Here is a 21,781-nt window from a genome sequence, read left to right on the forward strand (position 1 = left end):
CGCGATGTGTTTACGATAGATCGGTAACTATCGCTCTGTCAAGAGCGACGTCCGCTCGGCCTGCTGTCGGTGGCGACGGGCAGGATGGGACGGACCATGACGGACGTCTTCGAGCGCTTCTCCCCCGCCACCACCGAGTGGTTCCGCGGCGCCTTCGACGCACCGACCCCCGCACAGGCCGGGGCGTGGGACGCCATCTCGACCGGGCAGCACGCGCTCGTGATCGCCCCGACCGGTTCCGGCAAGACCCTGGCCTCGTTCCTGTGGTCGATCGACCGGCTCATCAGCGCGACCGACCGGCCGCCGGCGAAGCAGCGCACGCGGGTGCTCTACGTCTCGCCGCTCAAGGCCCTGGGCGTCGACGTCGAGCGCAACCTGCGGAGCCCGCTCGTCGGCATCACCCAGACCGCACGCCGTCTCGGTACCGAACCACCGGACGTCACGGTGGGTGTGCGCAGCGGTGACACCCCGTCGTCCGACCGGCAGAAGCTCCTGCGCCAGCCGCCGGACATCCTCATCACCACGCCCGAGTCGCTCTACCTGATGCTCACCTCGCAGGCACGCGAGACCCTGGTGAACGTCGACACCGTCATCGTGGACGAGGTCCACGCGGTCGCCTCGAGCAAGCGCGGCGCACACCTGGCCGTGTCGCTCGAACGCCTCGACGACCTGCTCGGCAAGCCCGTGCAGCGCATCGGGTTGTCCGCGACCGTCCGTCCGCCGGAAGAGGTCGCGCGGTTCCTGGGCGGCCGCGCCCCGGTGACGATCATCGCGCCGCCGGCGCAGAAGACCTTCGACCTGCGGGTCGTCGTGCCCGTCGACGACATGACCGAGCTCGGGGCGTCGCCGGTCGGTGCGGACGCGTCCGAGTCGCCGACGAACGGGTCGATCTGGCCGCACGTCGAAGAGCGCGTCGTCGACCTGATCGAGGAACACCGCTCGACCATCGTGTTCGCGAACTCGCGGCGGCTGGCCGAGCGGCTGACGGCACGCCTCAACGAGATCCACGAGGAACGCGTGCTCGCCGCAGCCGGCGACGGCGCCCTGGTGCCGGCAGGGGCGTCCCCGGACGACGACGGCCTGCCCGTGGCACGGGGGCGGCCGCAGTCTCCGGCGCGCACCTCGGCGCACGCGGTCGCGCCCCAGGGGGCCAAACGGCCGCCGGCGCAGCTCATCGGCGGGTCCGGGCAGACCGCCGGCGGGGGCTCGGACGCCTCCGTCCCGGTGCTCGCCCGCGCGCACCACGGCTCGGTGTCGAAGGACCAGCGCGCGATCATCGAGGACGACCTGAAGTCCGGTCGGCTGCGGTGCGTCGTCGCGACGAGCTCGCTCGAACTCGGTATCGACATGGGCGAGGTCGACCTGGTCGTCCAGGTCGAGGCGCCGCCCTCGGTCGCGAGCGGGCTGCAGCGCGTCGGTCGTGCCGGACACCAGGTGGGCGAGATCTCGCGCGGGGTGCTGTTCCCGAAGCACCGGGCCGACCTGGTCAACAGCGCGGTCACGGTCGAGCGGATGGTCTCGGGCCAGATCGAGTCGATCTCGGTGCCGGCGAACCCGCTCGACGTCCTGGCGCAGCACACCGTGGCGGCCGGGTCGATCGACACCCTCGACGTCGAGCACTGGTTCGAACTCGTGCGGCGGAGCGCCCCGTTCAGCGGCCTGCCCCGGTCGGCGTTCGAGGCGACGCTCGACCTGGTCACGGGTCGGTACCCGAGCGACGAGTTCGCCGAACTCCGGCCACGGCTGGTCTGGGACCGCGTGCACGGCACCCTGACCGGGCGGCCCGGGGCGCAGCGGCTCGCGGTGACGAGCGGCGGGACGATCCCCGACCGTGGCATGTTCGGCGTGTTCATGGTCGGCGAGAAGGCGTCCCGCGTCGGCGAGCTCGACGAGGAGATGGTCTACGAATCACGCGTGGGGGACGTCTTCGCCCTCGGTGCCACGAGCTGGCGGATCGAGGAGATCACCCACGACCGCGTCGTCGTGAGCCCGGCGTTCGGGCAGCCCGGTCGCGTGCCGTTCTGGAAGGGCGACGGCATAGGCCGACCCGCCGAGCTCGGCCGGGCCACCGGTGCGTTCGTGCGCGAGGTCGAGGGCGCATCGGACGACGACGCCCGCGCCCGGGTCGCCGCCGGCGGACTGGACGAGCGTGCCGTCACCAACCTGCTGACGTTCCTGCGCGACCAGCGCGCGGCCACCGGCCACGTGCCGAACGACACCACGCTCGTCGTCGAGCGGTTCCGCGACGAGCTCGGGGACTGGCGGCTCATCCTGCACTCGCCCTACGGCATGCAGGTGCACGCGCCGTGGGCCCTGGCCGTCGCCGCACGGCTGCGCGAACGGCACGGCATCGACGGCGACGCGATGGCGGCCGACGACGGGATCGTCGTGCGCATCCCGGAGACCGACGCCGAGCCGCCGGGTGCCGACCTGTTCGTGTTCGAGCGCGACGACCTCGAGGCCCTGGTCACCGACGAGGTCGGCGGCTCGGCGCTCTTCGCCGCGCGGTTCCGCGAGTGTGCGGCACGCGCCCTGCTGCTTCCCCGACGGAACCCCGGGCAGCGGTCGCCGCTCTGGCAGCAGCGACAGCGGGCCTCGCAGCTGCTCGAGGTCGCGCAGAAGTACCCGACGTTCCCGATCGTGCTCGAGACCGTACGCGAGGTGCTGCAGGACGTCTACGACGTGCCCGCACTGCTCGGGATCGCCGACGACATCGCCGGGCGCCGGATCCGGTTGGTCGAGACCGAGACCGAGCAGCCGTCGCCGTTCGCCCGGTCGATCCTGTTCGGGTACGTCGCGGCCTTCATGTACGAGGGCGACACCCCGCTCGCCGAACGCCGGGCAGCGGCGCTGTCGCTCGACTCGACGCTGCTCGGCGAACTGCTCGGTCGTGCGGAGCTGCGCGAGCTGCTCGATCCCGCGGTCATCACGTCGGTGGAACGCGACCTGCAGCGGCTCTCGCCGGACCGCCGTGCCCGTGACGCCGAGGGGGTCGTCGACGTCCTGCGGCTGGTCGGCGCGCTCGACCTGGACGAAGCGGTCGACCGGAGCTGGCTCGCCGACACCGCCGACCGGGCCGGGGCCATCGCCGAACTGCGCAGCACGCTCCACGCACTGGAACGTGATCGCCGGGTGCTCTCGTTCTCGCACGCCGGGGCGACGCGCTGGGCCGTGATCGAGGACGCCGCCCGTCTGCGTGACGCCCTCGGGGTCCCGCTGCCGATCGGTGTGCCCACGGCGTTCATCGAGCCCGTGGCGGATCCCCTGGGCGATCTGATCGGCCGCTACGCGAGGTCGCACGGACCGTTCTCCGCACAGGAGGCCGCCGGTCGCCTCGGCCTGGGGATCGCCGTCGTGCAGGACACCCTGCGCCGACTCGTCGCCGACCGCCGTGTGGTGGAGGGCGAGTTCCGACCCGATCGCCAGGGTGCCGAGTGGTGCGATGCCGAGGTCCTGCGACGGATCCGCACGAAGTCCCTCGCGGCCCTGCGGCATGAGGTCGAACCGGTCTCGCCGGACACCCTCGCCCGCTTCCTGCCGGCCTGGCAGCACGTGCAGACCCCCGGGACCAGCGGTGGCCTCCGTGGCGTCGACGGCGTGCTGCAGGTGATCGACCAGCTCGCCGGGGTGGCCCTGCCCGCCAGCGCGTGGGAGACCCTGGTGCTGCCGTCGCGCGTCACCGACTACTCGACGAGCATGCTCGACGAACTGACCGCCACGGGCGAGGTCCTGTGGTCCGGCGGCGGCACACTGCCCGGCAACGACGGCTGGGTGCGTCTGCACCTGGCCGACACCGCGGCGACGACGCTCGCCGAGCCCTCCGGCGACGAGACGACCGAGCTGCAGCGCGACGTGCTCGGTGCGCTGGCCGGTGGCGGCGCCTACTTCTTCCGGCAGCTGGGCCAGGCCGTGGGCAGCAGCGACGACCAGGCGCTCACGACCGCGCTGTGGGACCTGGTCTGGGCCGGGCAGATCACGAACGACACGTTCGCCCCGCTGCGGTCGATGCTCGGCGGCAAGGCGAAGAGCTCGAGCGCTCCACGGGCCCGGGCCTACCGCGGCCGTCGGCGGCCGACCATGCCGACGCAGTCCGGGCCGCCGTCCGTCGGGGGTCGCTGGTCGCTCCTGCCGCTGGCCGAGTCCGACTCGACCGTGCGGGCCGCGGCGACCGCCGAACAGCTGCTCGAACGCTACGGCGTCGTGACCCGCGGCGCCGTGCAGGTCGAGGGTGTCCGCGGCGGCTTCGCGGGGGTGTACCGGGTGCTCTCGCGGTTCGAGGAGTCCGGCCGGGCTCGTCGCGGGTACTTCGTCGAGGGGCTCGGTGCCGCCCAGTTCGCCACCGGCCCGACCGTCGACCGGCTGCGCACCTACGCCCGCGAGCTCGGCGACGACGAGCGTGGCGATCCGGACCGCAAGCGCGAGGCCCTGACGCTCGCGGCGACCGACCCGGCGAACCCGTACGGGGCCTCGTTGCCGTGGCCCACGGGCGACGTCGACCCCGGAGGCGCGGACGATGCCGTCGCAGCCGGTGGGGCGAGCACCGGCGCGAACGATCCGGCGAGCGGCGTTGCGAGCGGTGCGAAGGCCACCCGCGGTCACCGGCCCGGGCGCAAGGCAGGCGCCCTCGTGACGACCGTCGACGGCAAGCTCACCGTGTACGTCGAGCGGGGCGGCAAGTCCGTGCTCACGTTCACCGACGACGCGGCCGACCTCGCCGCTGCCGCCACCTCGATCGCCTCGATCGTCCGGACCGGGCTGCGGAAGCTCTCGGTCGAGCGGGTCGACGGGGACTTCGTGCTCGAGACGCCGCTCGGCGGCGCGCTCCGTCAGGCGGGGTTCACGGCGACCCCGCAGGGGCTGCGGCTCCGTGTGTGAGGCGAGCCGCGCCTCCCGGCCGTGCGGTGACCACATGCCGGAGGTGCCCCGTGCCTGAAGGCGACACCGTCTACCGTGCGGCACGCCGCCTGCACACCGCGCTGGCGGGCAAGGTCCTGACGAAGAGCGACTTCCGGGTCCCGGCCTTCGCCACCCTCGACCTGGTGGGGCGCACCGTCGACGAGGTCGTCCCCCGCGGCAAGCACCTGCTGCACCGGATCGGCGACCTGACCGTGCACTCGCACCTGAAGATGGAGGGCCGGTGGGACGTCTACGCGCCCGGTGACCGCTGGCGACGTCCGGCGCACCAAGCCCGGGCGATCCTGGACGCCGAAGGAGTCTCCACCGTCGGCTTCGCGCTCGGGGTGCTCGAGGTCGTCCCGCGCGACCAGGAGTCCGAGGTCGTCGGACACCTGGGGCCCGACCTGCTCGGCCCCGACTGGGACGCCGACCTGGCCCTCGCCAACCTGACGGAGGACCCCGAACGGCCGGTCGGGTTGGCGCTGCTCGACCAACGGGTGCTCGCCGGGCTCGGCAACGTGTACCGGAACGAACTCTGCTTCCTGCGCGGGGTGCTGCCGACGCGTCCGGCCGGCCAGGTCCCCGACCCGGCGCGCACGATCACGCTCGCCAGCCGACTGATCCTGGCGAACCGCGACCGCAGCGCCCGCGTGACCACCGGTGTCGACCGCCCCGGTCGACGGTTCTGGGTCTACGGTCGCGCCGGCAAGCCGTGTCTGCGTTGCGGGACCCCGATCCGGCACGGCGAACTCGGCGACTCGGAGCTCACCCTGCGCGACACCTACTGGTGTCCGCGCTGTCAGACCTGACGCACGGGGTGCAGGCGCTCCGCGGCGGTCACCCGGACCGCGTCGGTGACCCGTTCGAGGAGCGCTGACGCCAGGTTCCAGCGCTGCCACCACAGCGCGACGTCGGCGTGCCGACCCGGGGCCAGCTCGACCAGGACACCGCGGTCGATCGCGTCGAGGCACTGCGCCTCGGGCAGCAGCCCCCACCCGAACCCGAGCGTGACGGCGCGGGCGAAGTCGGCAGAGGTCGGGACGAAGTGGCGCGGGCCGCCGGGAGCGTGCCCCAGGACCTGGCGCAGGTACCCCTGCTGCAGGTCGTCGTCGCGGTCGTAGTCGACGAGCGGGACCTCGTCGAGCCGCCGGAGCATCCGCCGCTCGGTGCCGGTGTCGCCGAGGTACCGGGCGACGAACGCCGGTGACGCCACGGCCCGGTACCGATCGATGCCGAGCGGCACCGACGAGCAGCCCTGCACGGGGTCCGCCTCGGCCGTCACCGCGCCCATCACGGTGCCGGCGCGGAGCAGCTCGGCGGTGCGGTCCTGGTCTTCGCGGTGCAGGTCGAAGACCACCTCGGTGTCGGCCCGGACGAGGGCCAGAGCATCGAGGAACCAGGTGCCGAGCGAGTCGGCGTTGACGGCCAGCGGGATCGACGGCACCACCGAGGAGCCACCGCCGAGTGCACGGGAGGTCTCCTCGTCGAGCAGCCGGACCTGCCGCGCGTGCCGGAGCACCACCTCGCCGTCCGCGGTCGGGCGCACCGGGGTGGTGCGCTGGAGCAGGACCCGACCGACCTGCTGCTCCATCGACTTGATCCGCTGCGAGACCGCCGACGGGGTGATGGCCAGCGCGCGAGCCGCGGCGTCCAGGGTGCCGTGGTCGACGGCGGCGAGCAGCGTCTCGAGGTGTTCGCGCTGGAACCGGGACATGCAGCTGAGCTTACGGCGCTGCAGGAACGTGAGCTGTACTGCACCGCGGCGACGCTCTAGCGTCGGATCCGTGACCACGCTCCTGCCCCTGCTCTCCGGCCTCGGCACGGGACTCGCACTGATCGTCGCGATCGGTGTGCAGAACACGTACCTGCTCCGGCTCGCGGTCAGCGCAGGACTCCGGGTGGTGGCCGCGGCGGTCGTGGTGTGCGCGGTCTCGGATGCGCTGCTCATCGTCGCCGGGGTGCTCGGGGTCGGCGCCGTGGTCGAGCGGTTCCCCGTGGCGCTCCTGGTGGTCCGGTTCGTCGGTGCCGCGTTCCTGCTCACCTACGGGGTGCTCGCGGCGCGGCGTGCGCTGCGGCCGTCGGGGGACGCGATGCGGGTCGCCGACGAGGCGGCCGACGACGGGGTCGTGGGCGCCGGTGCGGGCGCAGGCGCGGGGGTCGACACGGGCGCGGGCGCCGGTTCGGGGGTCGACGCGACCGGGCGTTCGACGGTGGCGGCGGGGCGGACGCGCACCGTGCCTCCCGGCCAGGGGGTGACCATGCGGACGGCGGTGCTGACCATGCTCGTCTTCACGTGGGCGAACCCGCACGTGTACCTGGACACGCTGGTGTTCCTCGGGTCGGTGGCGAACCAGCAGGGTGCGGACGACCGGTGGCTCTGGACGATCGGTGCCGTCGCGGCGAGCTGCCTGTGGTTCGGTGCGCTCGGGTTCGGCGGTCGGCTGCTGCGGCCGCTGTTCGAGAAGCCGCTCACGTGGCGGGTGTTCGACGGTCTGGTCGCCGTCGTGATGCTCGCGTTCGGCGGGCTGCTGCTCGTCGGCGCGTAGCGGCTGCGGCGCGGACCGGCGGGCTGCAAAACACCGGTGTCCACACGTCGAACCGCGGTGTGCGGGTGTGCAACGTGCGAACACCGGTGTTTTGCGGGACGGCCCTACTGCATGCCCTGGCCGACGCGGCTGTGGCGACGGCTGTAGCCGAAGTAGATGACGAAGCCGATGACCAGCCAGACGACGAACCGGAGCCAGGTCTCGACCTCGAGGTTCAGCATCAGCCAGAAGCACAGCACCGCCGAGATGATCGGCAGCACGGGCGACCACGGCACCCGGAAGGCCCGCGGGGCGTCCGGCCGCGAACGACGCAGCACGACGATGCCGATCGACACCAGGACGAACGCCGACAGCGTGCCAATGTTGATCATGCCCTCGAGCTTGTCGACCGCGGTGAACCCGGCCAGCAGCGCAACGACGACACCGGCGACGACCTGCACGCGGACCGGCGTCTGCGTCTTCGGGTTGGTCTTGGAGAACCAGCGGGGCAGCAGGCCGTCGCGGCTCATCGAGAAGACGATGCGGGACAGGCCGAGCAGCAGCACCATGACGACGGTGGTCAGACCGATCAGCGACCCGATGGCGATGATGCCGGCGGCCCACGGCAGCCCGACGATGTCGAACGCCGAGGCCAGCGACGGTGCCTTCTCCTCCGCCAGGCGCTGGTACGAGACCATGCCGGTGATGACGATGCTGACGCCGACGTAGAGCAGCGTCACGATGCCGAGGCCGATGAAGATGCCGCGGGGCAGGGTCTTCTGCGGGTTCTCGGTCTCCTCGGCGCTCGTGGCGACGACGTCGAAGCCGATGAAGGCGAAGAACACCAGGGACGCGGCGGCGAGCAGGCCGAAGACGCCGTACTGGGCGGGCTCCGCACCGGTGAACCAGGACACGAGCGACTGGGTCCAGACGCTGCCCTCGGCACCCTTGGCGGGCTCGGCCGGCGGGATGAACGGGGTGAAGTTCGCGGCCTTGACGAAGAACGCACCGGCGACGATGACGAACACGACGATGGCGACCTTGATGACGGTGATGACCGCCGACACCCGCGAGGACAGGCGGGTGCCGAAGGCGAGGAGCACCGTGAAGATCCCGACGATGAGCACCGGACCCCAGGTGAACGGGATCGGACCGAGCTGGATCGTGCTGGGCAGGGTCACGCCGAAGACGTCGAACGCGGTGCTGAGGTAGATGCCCCAGTACTTCGCGATCACGGCACTGGCCGTGAGGGTCTCGAGGATGAGGTCCCAGCCCACGATCCAGGCGAGCAGCTCACCCATCGTGGCGTACGTGAACGTGTACGCGGAGCCGGCGACGGGGATCGTCGACGCGAACTCGGCGTAGCACATGATCGCCAGGCCGCACGTGACGGCTGCGAGCAGGAAGGAGACGATCACGCCGGGCCCGGCGAAGTTCGCGGCGGCGTTCGCGCCGACCGAGAAGATGCCGGCGCCGACGGCGACCGCGATGCCCATCGCGGCGATGTCGAACGTCTTCAGGGAGCGTTTCAGGGACCTGCCCTGCTCCTCGGAGTCGGCCAGGGAGGCCTCGATCGACTTGATGCGGATCTTCGTTGCCATGGGTGGATCCCGTCATCGGCTGGCGGCGGACCTCGGAAGGGTACTGGTGTACCACTGTGTCACGCAAAGCGTCCGGCCGGACGGTGGGCCGGTCCGGGGACGGACGGGAGGCGCGGTGGCGGTCCGGCGCGCACCGCTCGGTCGGCGGGCGGGTGCGTCCAGGGCCGCGGCCGCGTCAGCGCGCGGCGCGCCAGTCCGCCAGGAACCGGGCGCCGGCCTCGTCGTGGATGACGCCGTCGGGCGCGGTGAGCACCGGGTACGGCGTGGCCGGCACACCGTCGGCAGGACGGACGTCGACGTGCGCGACCTCGTACCCGTTGGCGTGCAGCCAGTCCGCCATGGCGTAGTCGCTGCGGGAGTCGCCCACGGTGCGCCAGGTGATCGGGAGCTCGCCGTCCTGCCCGAGGAGTTCGAGCGACCGCTCGGCGCCCAGGTCCTTGCCGCTGCGGTCGGACTCGACGTCGGTGGAGATGATGGTCGGGTCGATGCGCCACTGCACGGCACCGTCGGCGTCGGGTCGGACATCGTCGAGGCGGCGGACACCGAGGCCACGACGCTCGAGCGCGGCCATCGCCTTCGCGTCGAACTCCGGCTGGCGGGCGAGGTACGTGGCGTTCGGCACCTCGACGCGCTGCTCGATCGACACCATCGCGCGCTTCGTCTCGTCGAAGAACACCAGGTCGGCGTACTCGGCGCGGACCAGCTCGCGCATCTCGTCGGCGTAGTCCCGCGGCAGCGCAAGGTCCTCGGCGACGGTCAGCTCACCCATGCCGCCGTCGTACTGGGGGCCGATCGAGCACCACACGGCACCCTTCTCGCAGACCGCGTGCACCCGGCCGCCCTCGGCGAGGCCACCTGCGAGCAGCGGACCGACGACCTCGGAGCGGATGAAGGCATCGCTGCGGCCGGTGTTGAAGACGATCGGGATGCCCTCGGCGGCGAGCGCGACGAGGTCCGCGACGATGCTCGGGATCGCGATGGTGCGGGAGACCGGGCTGGCGATGGGCCCGTCGACGTCGAGCAGGAGACCGAGGCGGGGTGCGTTCACCAACCCATCCTCTCGCAGTCAGCTGCTGGGCGAGACGATTGGGCTCCGGACGCGGTCGATCAGTGCTCCGAGGGCGGCGGGGGCGGGGACGTGTCCCTGCCCGGGTACCTCCGCGTACTCCGACCCCGGCACCGCGTCCACGACGGCGCGGGCCGCACGACGCATCCACTCGAGACCGTCACCGCCGGCGCCGACGAGCACCGGCACGCCGACGGCTGCGGCGACCCGCTCGGGCACGGCGAGGCCGTTCAGCACCCGGACCTCGCGGCTGAGCACGTGGGCGTCGACGACCAGGGAGCGCCAGAGCGAGCCCTTGAGTCGGAGCGCCGTGACCTGGCCCATCGGGAGCCCGAGCACCTGGGTCAGGAAGCCGCGGACGGCCTGGGTGCGGCGGCCGGCGACCACGTGCTCGTCGAGCAGGTCGGCGAAGACGACGTCGTCGGCGTGCGGGTCGACCGAGGCGCGGTACGGCGGTTCCCACAGGACGGCGCCGTCGACGGGCAGGCCGGTGGCGAGGCCGTGCAGGACGACACCGGCACCGACGCAGATGCCGACGGCGGTCGTGGGGACGCCGACGCTCTCGACGACGGCGCGGAGGTCGTCGACCTCGCGCTCGATCGCCCACGACGCCGAGTCGCCGCTCGCACCGCGACCGCGTCGGTCGTAGGTGACGACACGATGGGTCGGAGCGAGCTCGGCGACCACGCGGTCGAGGTACGGGGTCCCCCGGTGGTCGAAGGCACCGCCCACGACGACGACCGCCGGTCCGTCCCCTGCCTCGGACACGGCGATGGCGGTGCCGTCGGAGGAGACGACCGTTCGGTCGACGGGAGGGAGCATGGGGTCCTTTGCGAGCTGTCGACGGCGATGCGTCGGGCCTCGGAGGGGACCGTGCGGATTACCGGTGCTCTGAGTGTCGCAGGCGTGGAGGTCCGTGTCTCCCCCCGCTTCCAGGGGCAGAACACCGCCGCTCGACACCGCGGCGGTCGCCGTGCGATGCTTGTTGAGTACACCTGTACTCAGACGATCAGCGACACTGCATCGGGGAACCATGACACTCATCGCCATCGTCGCCTGCGAGATCGCCTTCTGGGTCGCGATCCTCGGTGGGCTGGCCACCCGGTACCTGCTGCGACGGCCGCGCACGGGTGCGGCCATGCTCGTCGCGGCCCCCGTGATCGACGTCGTCCTGCTCGCCGTCGTCACGGTCGACCTGCTCGGTGGTGGGACGGCGACGTGGCACCACGGCCTCGCGGCGATCTACATCGGCTTCTCGGTCGCGTACGGGCACCGGATGATCGCGTGGGCGGACGTCCGGTTCACGCACCGGTTCGCCGGGGGCCCCGCGCCGGAGCGCCTGAGCGGACGACGCCACACGGCCCACTGCTGGGGCGACGTGCTGCGGACCGGGCTGGCCGTGCTGATCGCCGGCGGGGTCATCGGTGTGCTCGTCCTCGTCGTCGGGGACCCGGAGCGCACCAGCGACCTGCAGGGCAACCTGTCCCTGCTCGGGCTGCTCATGGGCATCGAGCTGGTGCGCGCGATCAGCTACACGATCTGGCCGCGCCGGCCCGCCGCCGGTGCACCGACGGGACAGGCGGCCCGGTCGTAGGCTGACCCGGTGCCACGACGCGTCGACCTGGAGGAACGGGGATCCCTGGTCGCCGCCGCGTGCCTGCGGATCCTGGAGCGGGAAGGCCTGAGCGCGCTGTCGGTGCGGAACGTCGCGGACGAGGCCGGCATCGCTCCGGCCTCACTCCGTCGCGTGTTCCCGACGCAGCACGCCCTGCGGGAGCACTGCCTGACGATCATCGAGGAACGCGTCATCGCTCGGCTCACGTCCCTGCGCTCGACCGGCCGGGCCCGTGCACTGGACGTGCTCGCCCAGGTGCTGCCGCTCGACGCCGAGCGCACGACCGAGATCCTGGCGCAAGTGCAGCTCGGCCTGCTCGCGCGCACCGACGAACACCTGGCCGCGAGCGCTCGACGCCTGAACGACGGGGTCAGCCGGGTGTGCACCCGGGCGCTGGAGATCCTGCGCGAGGACGGCAGCCTCGGCGCCGATCGCAACCTGACCGACGAGGCGGACCGGCTGCACGCGCTGATCGACGGGCTGGCGATCGAGCACACGTGGGACCCGACGGCGCGTGCGCCGGAGCGGGTCCTGGCGCTGGTCGAACTGCACGTGGACAGCCTGCGCGGCACGATCGGCTGACGACTGACGGCTCAGCGGTCCCGGTAGACCTCGCGCCGGTGCCCAGCGTCGACGACCACCACGACGAGCTTGCCGTCGTCGATCCGGTAGATCAGTCGGTAGTCCCCCGAGCGGACTCGCCATCCGGGCCGGTTCACGAGCTTGCGTGCGGCGGGTGGCCGGGGGTGCTCGGCGAGGATCGCGAGGAGCCCCTCGATCCGCCGCCGTCCGTCGAGCGGGAGCTTGCGGATGACGCGTTGCGCGGCCGGGATGACCTCGACCGAGTACGTCACCCGAGGCCGAGTTCGCGCTTGAGGTCGTCCCACTTGACGTTCTCGCCACCGATGCGGGCACTCTCGGCGACGGCTTCGTCGTAGGCGACCAGGTCGTCCAGGTCCTCCGCCGCCTCGAGCAACCGGTCGAGGACGGCCGCGTCGACCACGGCCGCGACGCGCTTGTTGCGCCGGGTCAGGTAGACGGGTGCATGCCGGGCGTCGTCGATGATCGACGCCAGACGGCCACGGGCTTCGGAGATCGACACTTCGCTCACCTGTACATTCTAGAGCGTTTTGTACAATTCAGACGAGTGCCGTGGTGCCGACCGACTCTCGTTCGAGCAGGGACCGCTTGACGTCGAGCCCCCATGCGAAGCCCCCGAGCGTGCCGTCGGAGCGCAGCACCCGGTGACACGGGACGAACAGTGCCGGGGCGTTCCGGGCGCACACGCTCGCCGCCGCCCGTACGGCGTCGGGTCGCCCCATCGCCGCCGCGAACCCGGTGTAGGTCAGCGTGCCGCCGGCGGGGATCCGGCGGAGCTGCCTCCACCCCTCGGTGAAGAGTTCGGTGCCGAACTGCCGCACGGGCACCTGCATGGCGTGCTCGACCTCGCCCGAGTAGAAGGCGTCGACCGCGTCGGCCGAGGCGACCACGCCGTCGAGGACGCGGTCGGGGCGGTGCCGGTCGGCCAGGCGGGCGAGGATCCGCTCGACGGAGTCGGTCCACCCCGAGGCGAGGACCCTGCCCTCGGCGTCTTCGAGCACGGTGAACGGCCCGTCGGGGGTGTCCAGGGTCTGGATGGTTGCGTCGGTCATCGGTCGTCCTTCCGGGGGTCCTCGGGGGCACGGGCTGCACGGGTGCCGGCGGTCGCGATCATCGCGCGGTCGATGATCGGTCGCCAGCAGTGCATCGTGAGGTAGCTCCGCCAGGGGGCCACCTGCTCCGACCATAGGGAGAGCTCACGCGCCGTACCGGGCAGCCCGAGTTCCTGTGCACCGTTCCGCACGGCGAGGTCACTGTGGAGGAAGATGTCGGGGTGGTGCCGGACCCGCAGCGCGACGTAGTCGGCGGTCCACGGCCCGATGCCCTTCACCGCGAGCAGTCCGTCGCGCAGGTCACCGAGGGACTGCGCGCCGTCCACCACCAGGGACCCGTCGGCGAGCGCCGCAGCCACCCGCAGGATCGTGTCGACGCGCGCGGCCGGACCGCGCAGGACCTCGTGCCCGCGTTCGGCGACCACCGCTGCGGACGGGAACAGCAGCCCGCCGGGCCGGATCGCGTCGGGCACCGGCGCACCGAGCGCGGCCACGAGCCGGGTCTGGGCGGTGCGCGCCGCGGCCACCGAGACCTGCTGCCCGATCAGGGTGCGGAACACGATCTCGTGGGCGTCCACCGCGCCGGGCAGCCGCAGGCCGGGCACCCGTGCGACGGGGCCGGCGAGCTCGGGCACGGCGCCGAGGACGGCGTCGACGGCGACCGGGTCGGCGTCGAGGTCGAACAGCGCACGCACCCGCGCCACGAGCGCGGGCAGGTCGGACAGGTCGGCGACCCGCACGCGCAGGTCGATCCCGGTGCCCCGACCGGGCACGTCGGGGACGGCGGCCGACGCGCTGAACCAGCCCGGGCCTCCGGGCAGGTCGACCAGCCGCCCGTACGACGTGACCCGACCGGTGGGGTCGGTGTCCACCTGCTCCGTGCCCGGCAGAGCGTGCAGCGCGTGCCAGTCGAGCAGGCCCTGCGCGTCGAAGGGCGCCCGGGCCGGCAGGTGGACGTGCAGTGCGCCGTCGGGGTCGCCGTCGCCTCGGCCGACCCGGCGTGCGCGGAGCTCGGTCGGGGTGACGGCGAAGACCTCGCGCACGGTGTCGTTGAACTGTCGGACGCTGGCGAACCCCGCGGCGAACGCGACGTCGGCGACGGGCAGGTCCGACGAGGTGAGCAGGGTGCGGGCCGTCTGCGCGCGGTGTGCTCGACTGAGCGCCTTCGGCCCGGCACCCAGCTCGGCGGTCATGATGCGGTTGAGCTGCCGCTCCGAGTAGCCCACGCGTGCGGCGAGCCCGGGGACGCCGTCGCGCTCGACGACGCCGTCGAGGACGAGGCGCATCGCCCGTCCGGCGACGTCCTCGCGCAGGTCCCACTCGGGGCTGCCGGGGGTCGCCTCGGGCAGGCAGCGCTTGCAGGCGCGGAAGCCGGCCAGGTGTGCTGCGGCACTCGTTCGGTAGAAGGTGACGCCCGTGACCTTCGGTGTGCGGGCCGGGCAGCTCGGGCGGCAGTAGATGCCGGTGGAGTGCACGGCGGTGACGAACTGGCCGTCGAACCGAGCGTCGCGCGAGGCGACGGCGCGGTGTCGTTCGGCGTGCAGCGCGTCGTGCTGCGCGTCGGTGTCCGGGCTGGTCATGGCCTCAGCCTGGCACGCGCCACCGACGTCGACTGGCGGGAATCGGACGGAGCAGCGCAGGGCCAGGTGGCCACGACGCCGCCGTCTCGTCGAGACGCCGCCGACCGCGTGAGACGCCGCCGGAATCCGCGGCGTCTCGCGGAGAACGCGGCGTCTCGCGAAGAAGCCGGCGTCCCGGCGCCACGACGGCGTGTCACAGCAGGCAGACATGGCAGCGCACGGCCGGGAGGCCCGGCTAGCGTTGGCAGCGTGACCCCAGCAGACGACATGGCCGGGCTCGACGACCTGCCGTTCCGGACCGAGGTCGAGATCGCACTGCTGCTCGTCTCACCGCGGCACCGGTACGAGGGGCGCCCCGCCGACGGCGCGCTGCCACCCCGGTCGACGGACCCGGACGAACGGCGCGACCGGATCGAGCTGCGGGCCGGGCTCGGGATCGTCGGCGACCGCTACTTCGCCGCGCGGGCACACGTGCACGCCTCGGTCACCGTGATCGGCCTCGAGGGGCTCGAGGCGGTCGGTCAGGCGATCGGCACCACCGTCGACCCCGTCGCGACCCGGCGGAACGTGTTCCTGCGCGGCGCCGACGTCGAAGCGCTGCGGGGCCAGCCGTTCTCGTTGGAGAGCCTGCTCCCCGGTGGCGACGGCAGCGGCAGCGGCGACCTCGGTCGTGCCGTCCGGTTCCGTGGCTACCGTGCGGCGAACCCCTGCGCCTGGATGGACCACGAGGTGGCCCCCGGTGCGTTCCGGGCGATGCGCGGCCGGGGCGGCGCGCGGTGCGATCCGGAGTCCGACGGTGTGCTCGCCCTCGGTCCGGCGGTGCTCCGCACTGCCCGCCCCGTGCCGCTCGGCTGACGCCGGCGACGTCGGGCGCCCGGGCGTACCCGAGACTCGGCCCGGCGGACACTTCGTCGACAGCCGGAGGCGCACGGTGTCCGGTCGGCCGAGACTCGGCTCGGCGACGAGGCGCTCAGGCGGTGAGGGCGCTCTCGATCGCGTCGACGAACGCCGGCAGGTCGTCCGGAGTGCGGGAGGTGATGAAGCCGCCGTCGACCTGGACCTCCTGGTCGACCCACTCGGCACCGGCGTTGCGCAGGTCGGTCTGCAGCGACGGGAACGAGGTGACGGTCTTGCCGGACAGCACACCCGCCTCGACGAGGGTCCACGGGCCGTGGCAGATCGCCGCGACCGGCTTGCTCGCCTCGGCGAAGGCCTGCACGAGCGTCGCCGCGCGGGATTCCTGGCGCAGCGTGTCGGCGTTGATCGTGCCACCGGGGATGACGAGGGCATCGAAGTCGTTCGCGTCGACACCGGCGAGGGTGGTGTCGGGCTCGAGGGTCTGCCCCGGGTCCTTGTCGCCGACCAGGGTCTGGATCGTGCCGGTCTCCTTGGCCGCCACGGTCACCGAGGCACCGCGCTCGCGCAGCTGCTCGGTGGGGACGACGATCTCGTCCTGCTCCACGCCGTAGTTCGTCGTGATGACGAGGATCTTCTTGCCGTCGAGGGTTGCCATGATCACTCCTTCCGCGGCCCGGTCGTTCCGGCCGCACACCCGAGGGTCGTCGGGCTCGGCTGGGCAGTCCTCCAGGAGCGGTCCGGCGCCCGGCTGACTGGTCATGACACCCCGCCCAGGTCCGCCCGGCGGTCACGAAGTGTCGGCTGGCGGCGGCGCAGCCGACGGGTCGCGACCACTCGGCGCACGGCGGGCGAGGCGCCGTGGACGCGCCCACGGTCGCACGGGAGGCACGGTGCGGGCCTGCCACGGGCCTCCAGGCCGACAGCGCGACCGGTCGCAACTCCCCGCTCACGTCCGCGCGGTGGCCACGAAGTGTCGGCTGGCGACGGCGCAGCCGACGGTTCGCGACCACTCGGCGCACGCCGGGCGGGGTGTCCTGACCGGCCGGCGGGGTGCCGTGGACGCGCCCACGGCCGGACGGGAGGCACGGTGCGGGCCCGCCACGGGCCTCCAGGCCGACAGCGCGACCGGTCGCAACTCCCCGCTCACGTCCGCGCGGTGGCCACGAAGTGTCGGCTGGCGGCGGCGCAGCCGACGGTTCGCGACCACTCGGCGCAGGGCGGGCGGGGTGCCCTGACCGGCCGGGGCGGCAGACCCCCAGCAGGGCAGGACGGGTGCCGCGCTCAGCCCCGGATGCGGAAGGCGACGCCGTCGCGCTCGACGGTCAGCCCGTCGTACCCGTGCACCCGGTGCAGCCCGGCGGTCACGGGGTGCTCGAGGGGACCGACGACGACCGTGGTCGCGCCGGAGGCGATGGCGGACTCCAGGCCGGCGGGGGCGTCCTCGAACGCCACGCAGTCGGCGGGGTCGACACCGAGCAGGGCGGCGCCGCGCAGGTAGCCGTCGGGGTGGGGCTTGCCGTGCTCGACGTCCTCCGAGGGGACGAAGGCCTCGGGCACGGCGAACCCGGCGGCCGCCATCCGGCCCGCGGCGAGGTCACGGGGCGCGCTCGTCACGAGGGCGACCGGGACGCCGAGGTCGACGAGGCGCTGCACGAAGGCGACGGCGCCGGGGATCTCGAGGATGCCCTCGGTGCTCGCGGTCTCCTCGGCGACGAGCTCCGCCGCGATCCGCTGCTGCTCGGCCAGGGGCAGGTCGGGCAGGAAGCGCCGCAGGGTGTCGATCGCCTGCCGTCCGTGCGAGAACGCGAGGATCTCGTCGGGGTCGATGCCGTTCGCGTGGCCGAACCGGGTCCAGGTCGCCTCGACCACCGCGGTCGAGTCGACGAGGGTCCCGTCCATGTCGAAGAGGACCCCGGACGCCACGATGTCGATCACGCGCCCGACCCTAGCCCAAGGGGGTCAGCGCGCCCGGACGTACCGCGTGAGCAGCACGTCGCCGGCGCCGAGCAGCACGTGCGCCGGTCGCATCCGCCGGAGCTCCGGGGACGACCCGCGGGCGATGCGCGGCCCCTCCCCGCCCTCGAGCGACGGGTCGATCGTCAGGGTCAGCTCGTCGACGGCGTCCGCGACGACGAGCGCCCCGAGGAACGACGGACCACCCTCGCAGTGGATCGTCCCGAGGCCACGATCGGCCAGCAGACCGCGGATCCGTCCGGCGTCCACCGAGTCTGGGTCGGCGTCCGCGCTGCAGGGCACGATGTCGGCCACCTCGGCGAGCGCCCGGGCCGTCGCCGAGGCAGCCGCCGTCGCCGAGGTCAGGACGATCGGCCGCACCGGCGCCTCGGTGAAGACCCGCGACGCCGGGTCGAGCGACAGCGACCCGGTGACGATCGCGAACACGGGGTGGTCCGGCATGCCGTGGGCCCGACGCCAGGCAACGTCGGCGTCGTGCAGGACCATCGGCCCGTAGCCCTCGTCACGGACGGTGCCGGCGGCGACGAGCACGACGTCGGCCACGCGGCGGAGCAGGTCGAAGACCCGCAGGTCGTCGTCGCCGCCGAGCGACCCGGACACCCCGGCGGCCGAGGCCGAGCCGTCCAGCGTCGCGACGAAGTTCACGCGGAGCCAGGGGTCCCCGACGTCGGCGGTGTAGAGCTCGAGCAGGTCGTCGTCGGACAGGTCCGCGATCGACGGGGGCAGGACGGTCACGTGTTGTGCCTCGATTCCACGGGGGTGCGCCATCCGAGGGTGGCCTCGACCATGCGCATCGCGTCGACGCTCTCGGCGACGTCGTGCATGCGGACGATCCGGGCGCCGAGCATCGCGCTCACGGTCGCGACGGCGAGCGATCCGGAGAGCCGTTCCCCGCGGGGGCGTCCGAGCGACTCCCCGACGAAGTCCTTGTTCGACACCGCGGCGAGCACCGGGTAGCCGAGGGCGACGACCTCGGGCAGGCGCCGGGTGATCTCGAGGGTGTGCACGGTGTTCTTGTGCAGGTCATGGCCCGGGTCGACGATGATCCGCGACTCCGGGATGCCCGCGGCGAGCGCCCGGTCGACCCGTTCGCGCAGGAACGCGACGACCTCGCCCGCGATGTCGGCGTACTGCGGTGGGGCCGGCAGGGGACGACGGGGTTCGGCGAGCGAGTGCGTGATGACGACGGTGGCCTCGGAGTCGGCGACCACGGCGGCCATCCGCGGGTCGGACAGGCCGGTGGTGTCGTTGACGACGGTCGCGCCGGCTGCGATCGCCGCCGCGGCGACCTCGGGTCGGAAGGTGTCGACGCTGATGACGACGTCGGACTGCTGGGCGAGCTGCTCGACGACGGGGACGACCCGGTCGATCTCGTCGGACGCGGGCAGCTCCGGGCCGGGGGCGAACTTCACGCCGCCGATGTCGACCCAGTCGGCACCCTGCTCGGCTGCGCGGACCGAGGCGGCGACGGCCCGGTCGAGCTCGAAGGTGGCGCCGCGGTCGTGGAACGAGTCCGGGGTGCGGTTCACGATCGCCATCACGGCGATGCGGTGGTCGAAGTCGATGGTGCGGCGTCCGAACGTCCGGACCGGGTGCCGCAGGTCCGGCACGACCCAGCCGGGTCCGGCCGCGTCGGGTCCGCCCGCGGCGTGTTCGCCCGAGACGTGCGGGAGGCCGGTCATGCGCCCGCCTCGGCAGTCGCCGCACCCGCGGCATCGGTCCCACGCCCCGCGCCGATGAGCGCGATCGCCTCGGCCCGTCCCGCGGTGTCGGCCAGCGAGCCGGTCGCCGCGACCGTCACCGTCGTCGAACCGGTCTGGCGCTCTCCACGCGTCGTCACGCACTGGTGCTGCGCGTCGAGGACCACCAGGACACCCTCGGCGCCGAGGCCCTCGGCGATGGTCGCGGTGACCTGTTCACCCAGCCGCTCCTGCAGCTGCGGGCGGGAGGCCACCGCGTCGAGCACCCGTGCCAGCGTGCCGAGGCCGATGAGCCGTTCCCCCGGGGCGTACGCCAGGTGCGCGACCCCGAGGAACGGCAGCAGGTGGTGCTCGCAGACGGATCGGAACTTCACGTCGCGGACGATGACGAGCCGACCGCGTTCGCCGTCCTCGGCGTGCACGGTGCCGTCACGGGCGATCGCGACCGCATCGGTGCCGATCCCGGAGAAGAACTCGGAGTACGAGTCGGCGACCCGGGCGGGGGTGCGGGTGAGTTCCGGGCGGTCGGGGTCCTCGCCGATGGCGAGCAGCAGCTCGCGGACGGCGGCCTCCACACGGGCGCGGTCCATGTGTGACGTCACCCGCTCATCCAACACCAGCCCTGGCCGGAGAACGCGGGCAGACGCCCAGCGCGACGTGCGCGACCCGCGTGGGACGGGCCTCCCGGCCGCCGGAACCTGTGAGACCGGTGTGACACGCCCGAAACCCAGCGTCCTTTAAACTCTCGTGGTGAGCGCCCCGCAGACCGACACCACGCCCCGGAACCGCTTCGCGACCGGCCTCGATCGATTCTTCTCCATCACGCAACGCGGATCGTCGATCCCCCGCGAGGTCCGCGGTGGCCTCGTCTCGTTCGTCACGATGGCGTACATCGTGATCCTGAACCCCCTCATCCTCGGTGGGTTCAGCGCCGACCAGGCCGCGAAGGACGTCAACGGCGGGTGGCTCGAGAACGCTCAGGTGGCCGCGGCGACCGGCCTCGTCGCCGGCGTCATGACCATCGCGATGGGCATCATCGCGAACCTGCCGTTCGGCATCGCCGCGGGGCTCGGGATCAACTCGTTCCTCGCTGTCAGCGTCGTGCACCAGGTCACCTGGGCCGAGGCGATGGGCCTGGTCGTCATCAACGGCGTGATCATCGTGATCCTCGCGTTGACGGGCATCCGGACGATGATCTTCACCGCCGTACCAGCTCAGCTGAAGGCCGCGATCACCGTCGGCATCGGCCTGTTCATCGCGTTCATCGGGCTCGTCGACTCCGGCTTCGTGCGGTCCTCCGGGAACCCGTCGCCGCCGCTGCAGCTCGGTGAGGACGGCTCCGTCGGCGCCCTGCCGACCGTCGTGTTCCTGATCGGCCTGATCATCATCGGCACGCTCATGGCCCGCCGGGTCAAGGGTGCGCTGCTCATCGGCATCGTCGCGACCACGATCATCGCGATCATCCTGCAGGCGATCTTCCAGGTGCCGACCTCGGTCGACTCGAAGACCGGCTGGAACCTCAACGCCCCCGGTCTGCCGAGCGCACTGTTCGCCGTGCCGGACCTGTCGCTCGTCGGCCACGCCGACGTCGTCGGCGCCTTCACCCGCATCGGCCCGCTCGCCGCGTCGATGCTCGTCTTCACCCTCGTGTTCACGAACTTCTTCGACGCGATGGGCACCATGACGGGGCTGGCCAAGGCCGCCGGTGTCGCGAAGCCGGACGGCACGTTCCCCCGCCTGAAGTCGGCGCTCGTCGTCGAGGGCGTCGGCGCGATCGCCGGTGGTGGCGCGTCGGTGTCGTCGAACACCGTCTTCATCGACTCGGCCTCCGGCATCGGCGAGGGTGCCCGCACGGGCATGGCCTCGGTCGTCACCGGGCTGCTGTTCCTGGCGTCGATGTTCCTGACGCCGCTCACCCAGGTCGTCCCGCTCGAGGTCGCCGCCGCCGGGCTCGTCGTCGTCGGTGCGCTCATGGTCGCGCAGGTCGCGGACATCTCGTGGTCGGACTTCGGCTCGGCCCTGCCCGCCTTCCTGACGATCGTCGTCATGCCGCTGACCTACTCGATCGCGAACGGCATCGGCGCCGGCTTCATCAGCTGGGTGCTCATCAAGCTGCTGTCCGGCCGTGGCCGCGAGGTCTCGTGGCTGCTCTACGTCGTCGCCGCGGGCTTCCTGCTGTACTTCGCGCGGGGGCCGCTGGAGACGATGCTCGGCGTCGGTTGAGGCTTGCTGCGGGGCCTTGCTGCTGGGCCTTGCTGATCGGGGTCCGGCGCAAGACGCCGTCGTGTCATCGAGACGCCGCCGAATCCGGCGG

General features: G+C 72.8%; 20 protein-coding genes. 7 read left to right on the forward strand and 13 right to left on the reverse strand.

What is annotated here, in order from left to right; translation table 11 throughout:
• The first annotated feature begins 96 nt into the window (after positions 1-96).
• Together BOSE127_RS02710 and BOSE127_RS02715 are read left to right on the forward strand one after the other, a co-directional pair.
• Positions 97-4,875, forward strand: coding sequence for an Lhr family ATP-dependent helicase (locus BOSE127_RS02710; RefSeq protein ID WP_159556134.1), 4,779 nt, complete (start codon positions 97-99; stop codon positions 4,873-4,875).
• A 50-nt stretch (positions 4,876-4,925) separates the two neighbouring features.
• Positions 4,926-5,705, forward strand: a complete 780-nt coding sequence (locus BOSE127_RS02715) for an Fpg/Nei family DNA glycosylase (RefSeq protein WP_017885842.1) — start codon at positions 4,926-4,928, stop codon at positions 5,703-5,705.
• On the opposite strand, the gene BOSE127_RS02720 is transcribed toward BOSE127_RS02715, so the two are convergent.
• Positions 5,696-6,610 (reverse strand): LysR family transcriptional regulator ArgP, encoded by a 915-nt coding sequence (locus BOSE127_RS02720; protein ID WP_071250114.1) that lies wholly within the window; start codon positions 6,608-6,610, stop codon positions 5,696-5,698. The genes BOSE127_RS02715 and BOSE127_RS02720 overlap by 10 nt on opposite strands.
• A gap of 70 nt (positions 6,611-6,680) precedes the next feature.
• Between BOSE127_RS02720 and BOSE127_RS02725 the strand changes: the two genes are divergently transcribed.
• Positions 6,681-7,442: a LysE/ArgO family amino acid transporter gene (locus BOSE127_RS02725; RefSeq protein WP_159556135.1), complete on the forward strand. Its 762-nt coding sequence runs from the start codon at positions 6,681-6,683 to the stop codon at positions 7,440-7,442.
• Between the two features lie 104 nt (positions 7,443-7,546).
• Here the strand turns inward: BOSE127_RS02725 and BOSE127_RS02730 are convergent, their stop codons facing one another.
• From BOSE127_RS02730 to BOSE127_RS02740, 3 genes are all read right to left on the reverse strand, one after another.
• Positions 7,547-9,022, reverse strand: a complete 1,476-nt coding sequence (locus BOSE127_RS02730; protein WP_017885839.1) for an APC family permease — start codon at positions 9,020-9,022, stop codon at positions 7,547-7,549.
• A 175-nt stretch (positions 9,023-9,197) separates the two neighbouring features.
• The gene (locus BOSE127_RS02735) at positions 9,198-10,070 is read right to left on the reverse strand and encodes a hypothetical protein (protein ID WP_201300418.1); all 873 of its coding nucleotides are present in this window, start codon (positions 10,068-10,070) and stop codon (positions 9,198-9,200) included.
• Positions 10,071-10,088: 18 nt separating this feature from the next.
• Positions 10,089-10,910: an alpha/beta fold hydrolase gene (locus BOSE127_RS02740; protein WP_140448570.1), complete on the reverse strand. Its 822-nt coding sequence runs from the start codon at positions 10,908-10,910 to the stop codon at positions 10,089-10,091.
• A gap of 211 nt (positions 10,911-11,121) precedes the next feature.
• Here BOSE127_RS02740 and BOSE127_RS02745 point away from each other — a divergent pair, with 211 nt between their 5' ends.
• Positions 11,122-11,682, forward strand: coding sequence for a hypothetical protein (locus BOSE127_RS02745; protein ID WP_159556136.1), 561 nt, complete (start codon positions 11,122-11,124; stop codon positions 11,680-11,682).
• Between the two features lie 9 nt (positions 11,683-11,691).
• On the forward strand, positions 11,692-12,285 hold the full coding sequence (locus BOSE127_RS02750; protein ID WP_159556137.1) for a TetR/AcrR family transcriptional regulator: 594 nt from the start codon (positions 11,692-11,694) through the stop codon (positions 12,283-12,285).
• Between the two features lie 11 nt (positions 12,286-12,296).
• Here BOSE127_RS02750 and BOSE127_RS02755 read toward each other — a convergent pair whose 3' ends face one another.
• Genes BOSE127_RS02755 through BOSE127_RS02770 form a run of 4 tightly spaced genes read right to left on the reverse strand, consistent with a single transcriptional unit; the run spans position 12,297 to position 14,935 of the window.
• Positions 12,297-12,557, reverse strand: coding sequence for a type II toxin-antitoxin system RelE family toxin (locus BOSE127_RS02755; protein WP_017885834.1), 261 nt, complete (start codon positions 12,555-12,557; stop codon positions 12,297-12,299).
• On the reverse strand, positions 12,554-12,814 hold the full coding sequence (locus tag BOSE127_RS02760) for a type II toxin-antitoxin system prevent-host-death family antitoxin (RefSeq protein WP_031259153.1): 261 nt from the start codon (positions 12,812-12,814) through the stop codon (positions 12,554-12,556). The genes BOSE127_RS02755 and BOSE127_RS02760 overlap by 4 nt, the downstream gene beginning before the upstream one ends.
• 28 nt (positions 12,815-12,842) lie before the next feature.
• Positions 12,843-13,355, reverse strand: a complete 513-nt coding sequence (locus BOSE127_RS02765) for a methylated-DNA--[protein]-cysteine S-methyltransferase (RefSeq protein WP_017885832.1) — start codon at positions 13,353-13,355, stop codon at positions 12,843-12,845.
• Positions 13,352-14,935 (reverse strand): AlkA N-terminal domain-containing protein, encoded by a 1,584-nt coding sequence (locus BOSE127_RS02770; protein ID WP_159556138.1) that lies wholly within the window; start codon positions 14,933-14,935, stop codon positions 13,352-13,354. Before BOSE127_RS02770 ends, BOSE127_RS02765 begins: the two co-directional genes overlap by 4 nt.
• Positions 14,936-15,202: 267 nt before the next feature.
• On the opposite strand from BOSE127_RS02770, the gene BOSE127_RS02775 reads away from it, so the two are divergent.
• Entirely contained in the window at positions 15,203-15,790 is a 588-nt protein-coding gene (locus BOSE127_RS02775; protein ID WP_056072099.1) for a hypothetical protein, read from the forward strand.
• Positions 15,791-15,905: 115 nt separating this feature from the next.
• Here BOSE127_RS02775 and BOSE127_RS02780 read toward each other — a convergent pair whose 3' ends face one another.
• The 5 genes from BOSE127_RS02780 to folE all read right to left on the reverse strand — a co-directional run bounded on the left by BOSE127_RS02780 (position 15,906) and on the right by folE (position 20,057).
• Positions 15,906-16,448 (reverse strand): type 1 glutamine amidotransferase domain-containing protein, encoded by a 543-nt coding sequence (locus BOSE127_RS02780; RefSeq protein ID WP_159556139.1) that lies wholly within the window; start codon positions 16,446-16,448, stop codon positions 15,906-15,908.
• A 626-nt stretch (positions 16,449-17,074) separates the two neighbouring features.
• A complete protein-coding gene (locus tag BOSE127_RS02785) occupies positions 17,075-17,728 on the reverse strand; it encodes an HAD-IA family hydrolase (protein ID WP_071250096.1) in 654 nt (217 codons plus the stop codon).
• A 24-nt stretch (positions 17,729-17,752) separates the two neighbouring features.
• A complete protein-coding gene (locus tag BOSE127_RS02790) occupies positions 17,753-18,502 on the reverse strand; it encodes a pyrimidine reductase family protein (RefSeq protein ID WP_236559484.1) in 750 nt (249 codons plus the stop codon).
• A complete protein-coding gene (gene folP, locus BOSE127_RS02795; RefSeq protein ID WP_235517676.1) occupies positions 18,499-19,449 on the reverse strand; it encodes a dihydropteroate synthase in 951 nt (316 codons plus the stop codon). The genes BOSE127_RS02790 and folP overlap by 4 nt, the downstream gene beginning before the upstream one ends.
• Positions 19,446-20,057 carry a GTP cyclohydrolase I gene (folE, locus tag BOSE127_RS02800; protein WP_042537542.1) on the reverse strand — a complete coding sequence of 204 codons (612 nt, stop codon included), beginning with the start codon at positions 20,055-20,057 and terminating at the stop codon, positions 19,446-19,448. Before folE ends, folP begins: the two co-directional genes overlap by 4 nt.
• A gap of 157 nt (positions 20,058-20,214) precedes the next feature.
• Between folE and BOSE127_RS02805 the strand changes: the two genes are divergently transcribed.
• On the forward strand, positions 20,215-21,690 hold the full coding sequence (locus tag BOSE127_RS02805; protein ID WP_042537544.1) for an NCS2 family permease: 1,476 nt from the start codon (positions 20,215-20,217) through the stop codon (positions 21,688-21,690).
• Positions 21,691-21,781 lie beyond the last annotated feature (91 nt).

It is taken from the genome of Curtobacterium sp. 8I-2 (genome assembly GCF_902506155.1).
Taxonomy (GTDB): domain Bacteria; phylum Actinomycetota; class Actinomycetes; order Actinomycetales; family Microbacteriaceae; genus Curtobacterium; species Curtobacterium poinsettiae.

Coding starts and splice junctions, on each gene's coding strand:
- BOSE127_RS02720 (WP_071250114.1), bottom strand. CDS start 6,610: ATGTCCCGGTTCCAGCGCGAACACCTCGAGACGCTGCTCGCCGCCGTC.
- BOSE127_RS02770 (WP_159556138.1), bottom strand. CDS start 14,935: ATGACCAGCCCGGACACCGACGCGCAGCACGACGCGCTGCACGCCGAA.
- BOSE127_RS02780 (WP_159556139.1), bottom strand. CDS start 16,448: ATGGCAACCCTCGACGGCAAGAAGATCCTCGTCATCACGACGAACTAC.
- BOSE127_RS02745 (WP_159556136.1), top strand. CDS start 11,122: ATGACACTCATCGCCATCGTCGCCTGCGAGATCGCCTTCTGGGTCGCG.
- folE (WP_042537542.1), bottom strand. CDS start 20,057: ATGGACCGCGCCCGTGTGGAGGCCGCCGTCCGCGAGCTGCTGCTCGCC.
- BOSE127_RS02710 (WP_159556134.1), top strand. CDS start 97: ATGACGGACGTCTTCGAGCGCTTCTCCCCCGCCACCACCGAGTGGTTC.
- BOSE127_RS02730 (WP_017885839.1), bottom strand. CDS start 9,022: ATGGCAACGAAGATCCGCATCAAGTCGATCGAGGCCTCCCTGGCCGAC.
- BOSE127_RS02775 (WP_056072099.1), top strand. CDS start 15,203: ATGGCCGGGCTCGACGACCTGCCGTTCCGGACCGAGGTCGAGATCGCA.
- BOSE127_RS02740 (WP_140448570.1), bottom strand. CDS start 10,910: ATGCTCCCTCCCGTCGACCGAACGGTCGTCTCCTCCGACGGCACCGCC.
- BOSE127_RS02765 (WP_017885832.1), bottom strand. CDS start 13,355: ATGACCGACGCAACCATCCAGACCCTGGACACCCCCGACGGGCCGTTC.
- folP (WP_235517676.1), bottom strand. CDS start 19,449: ATGACCGGCCTCCCGCACGTCTCGGGCGAACACGCCGCGGGCGGACCC.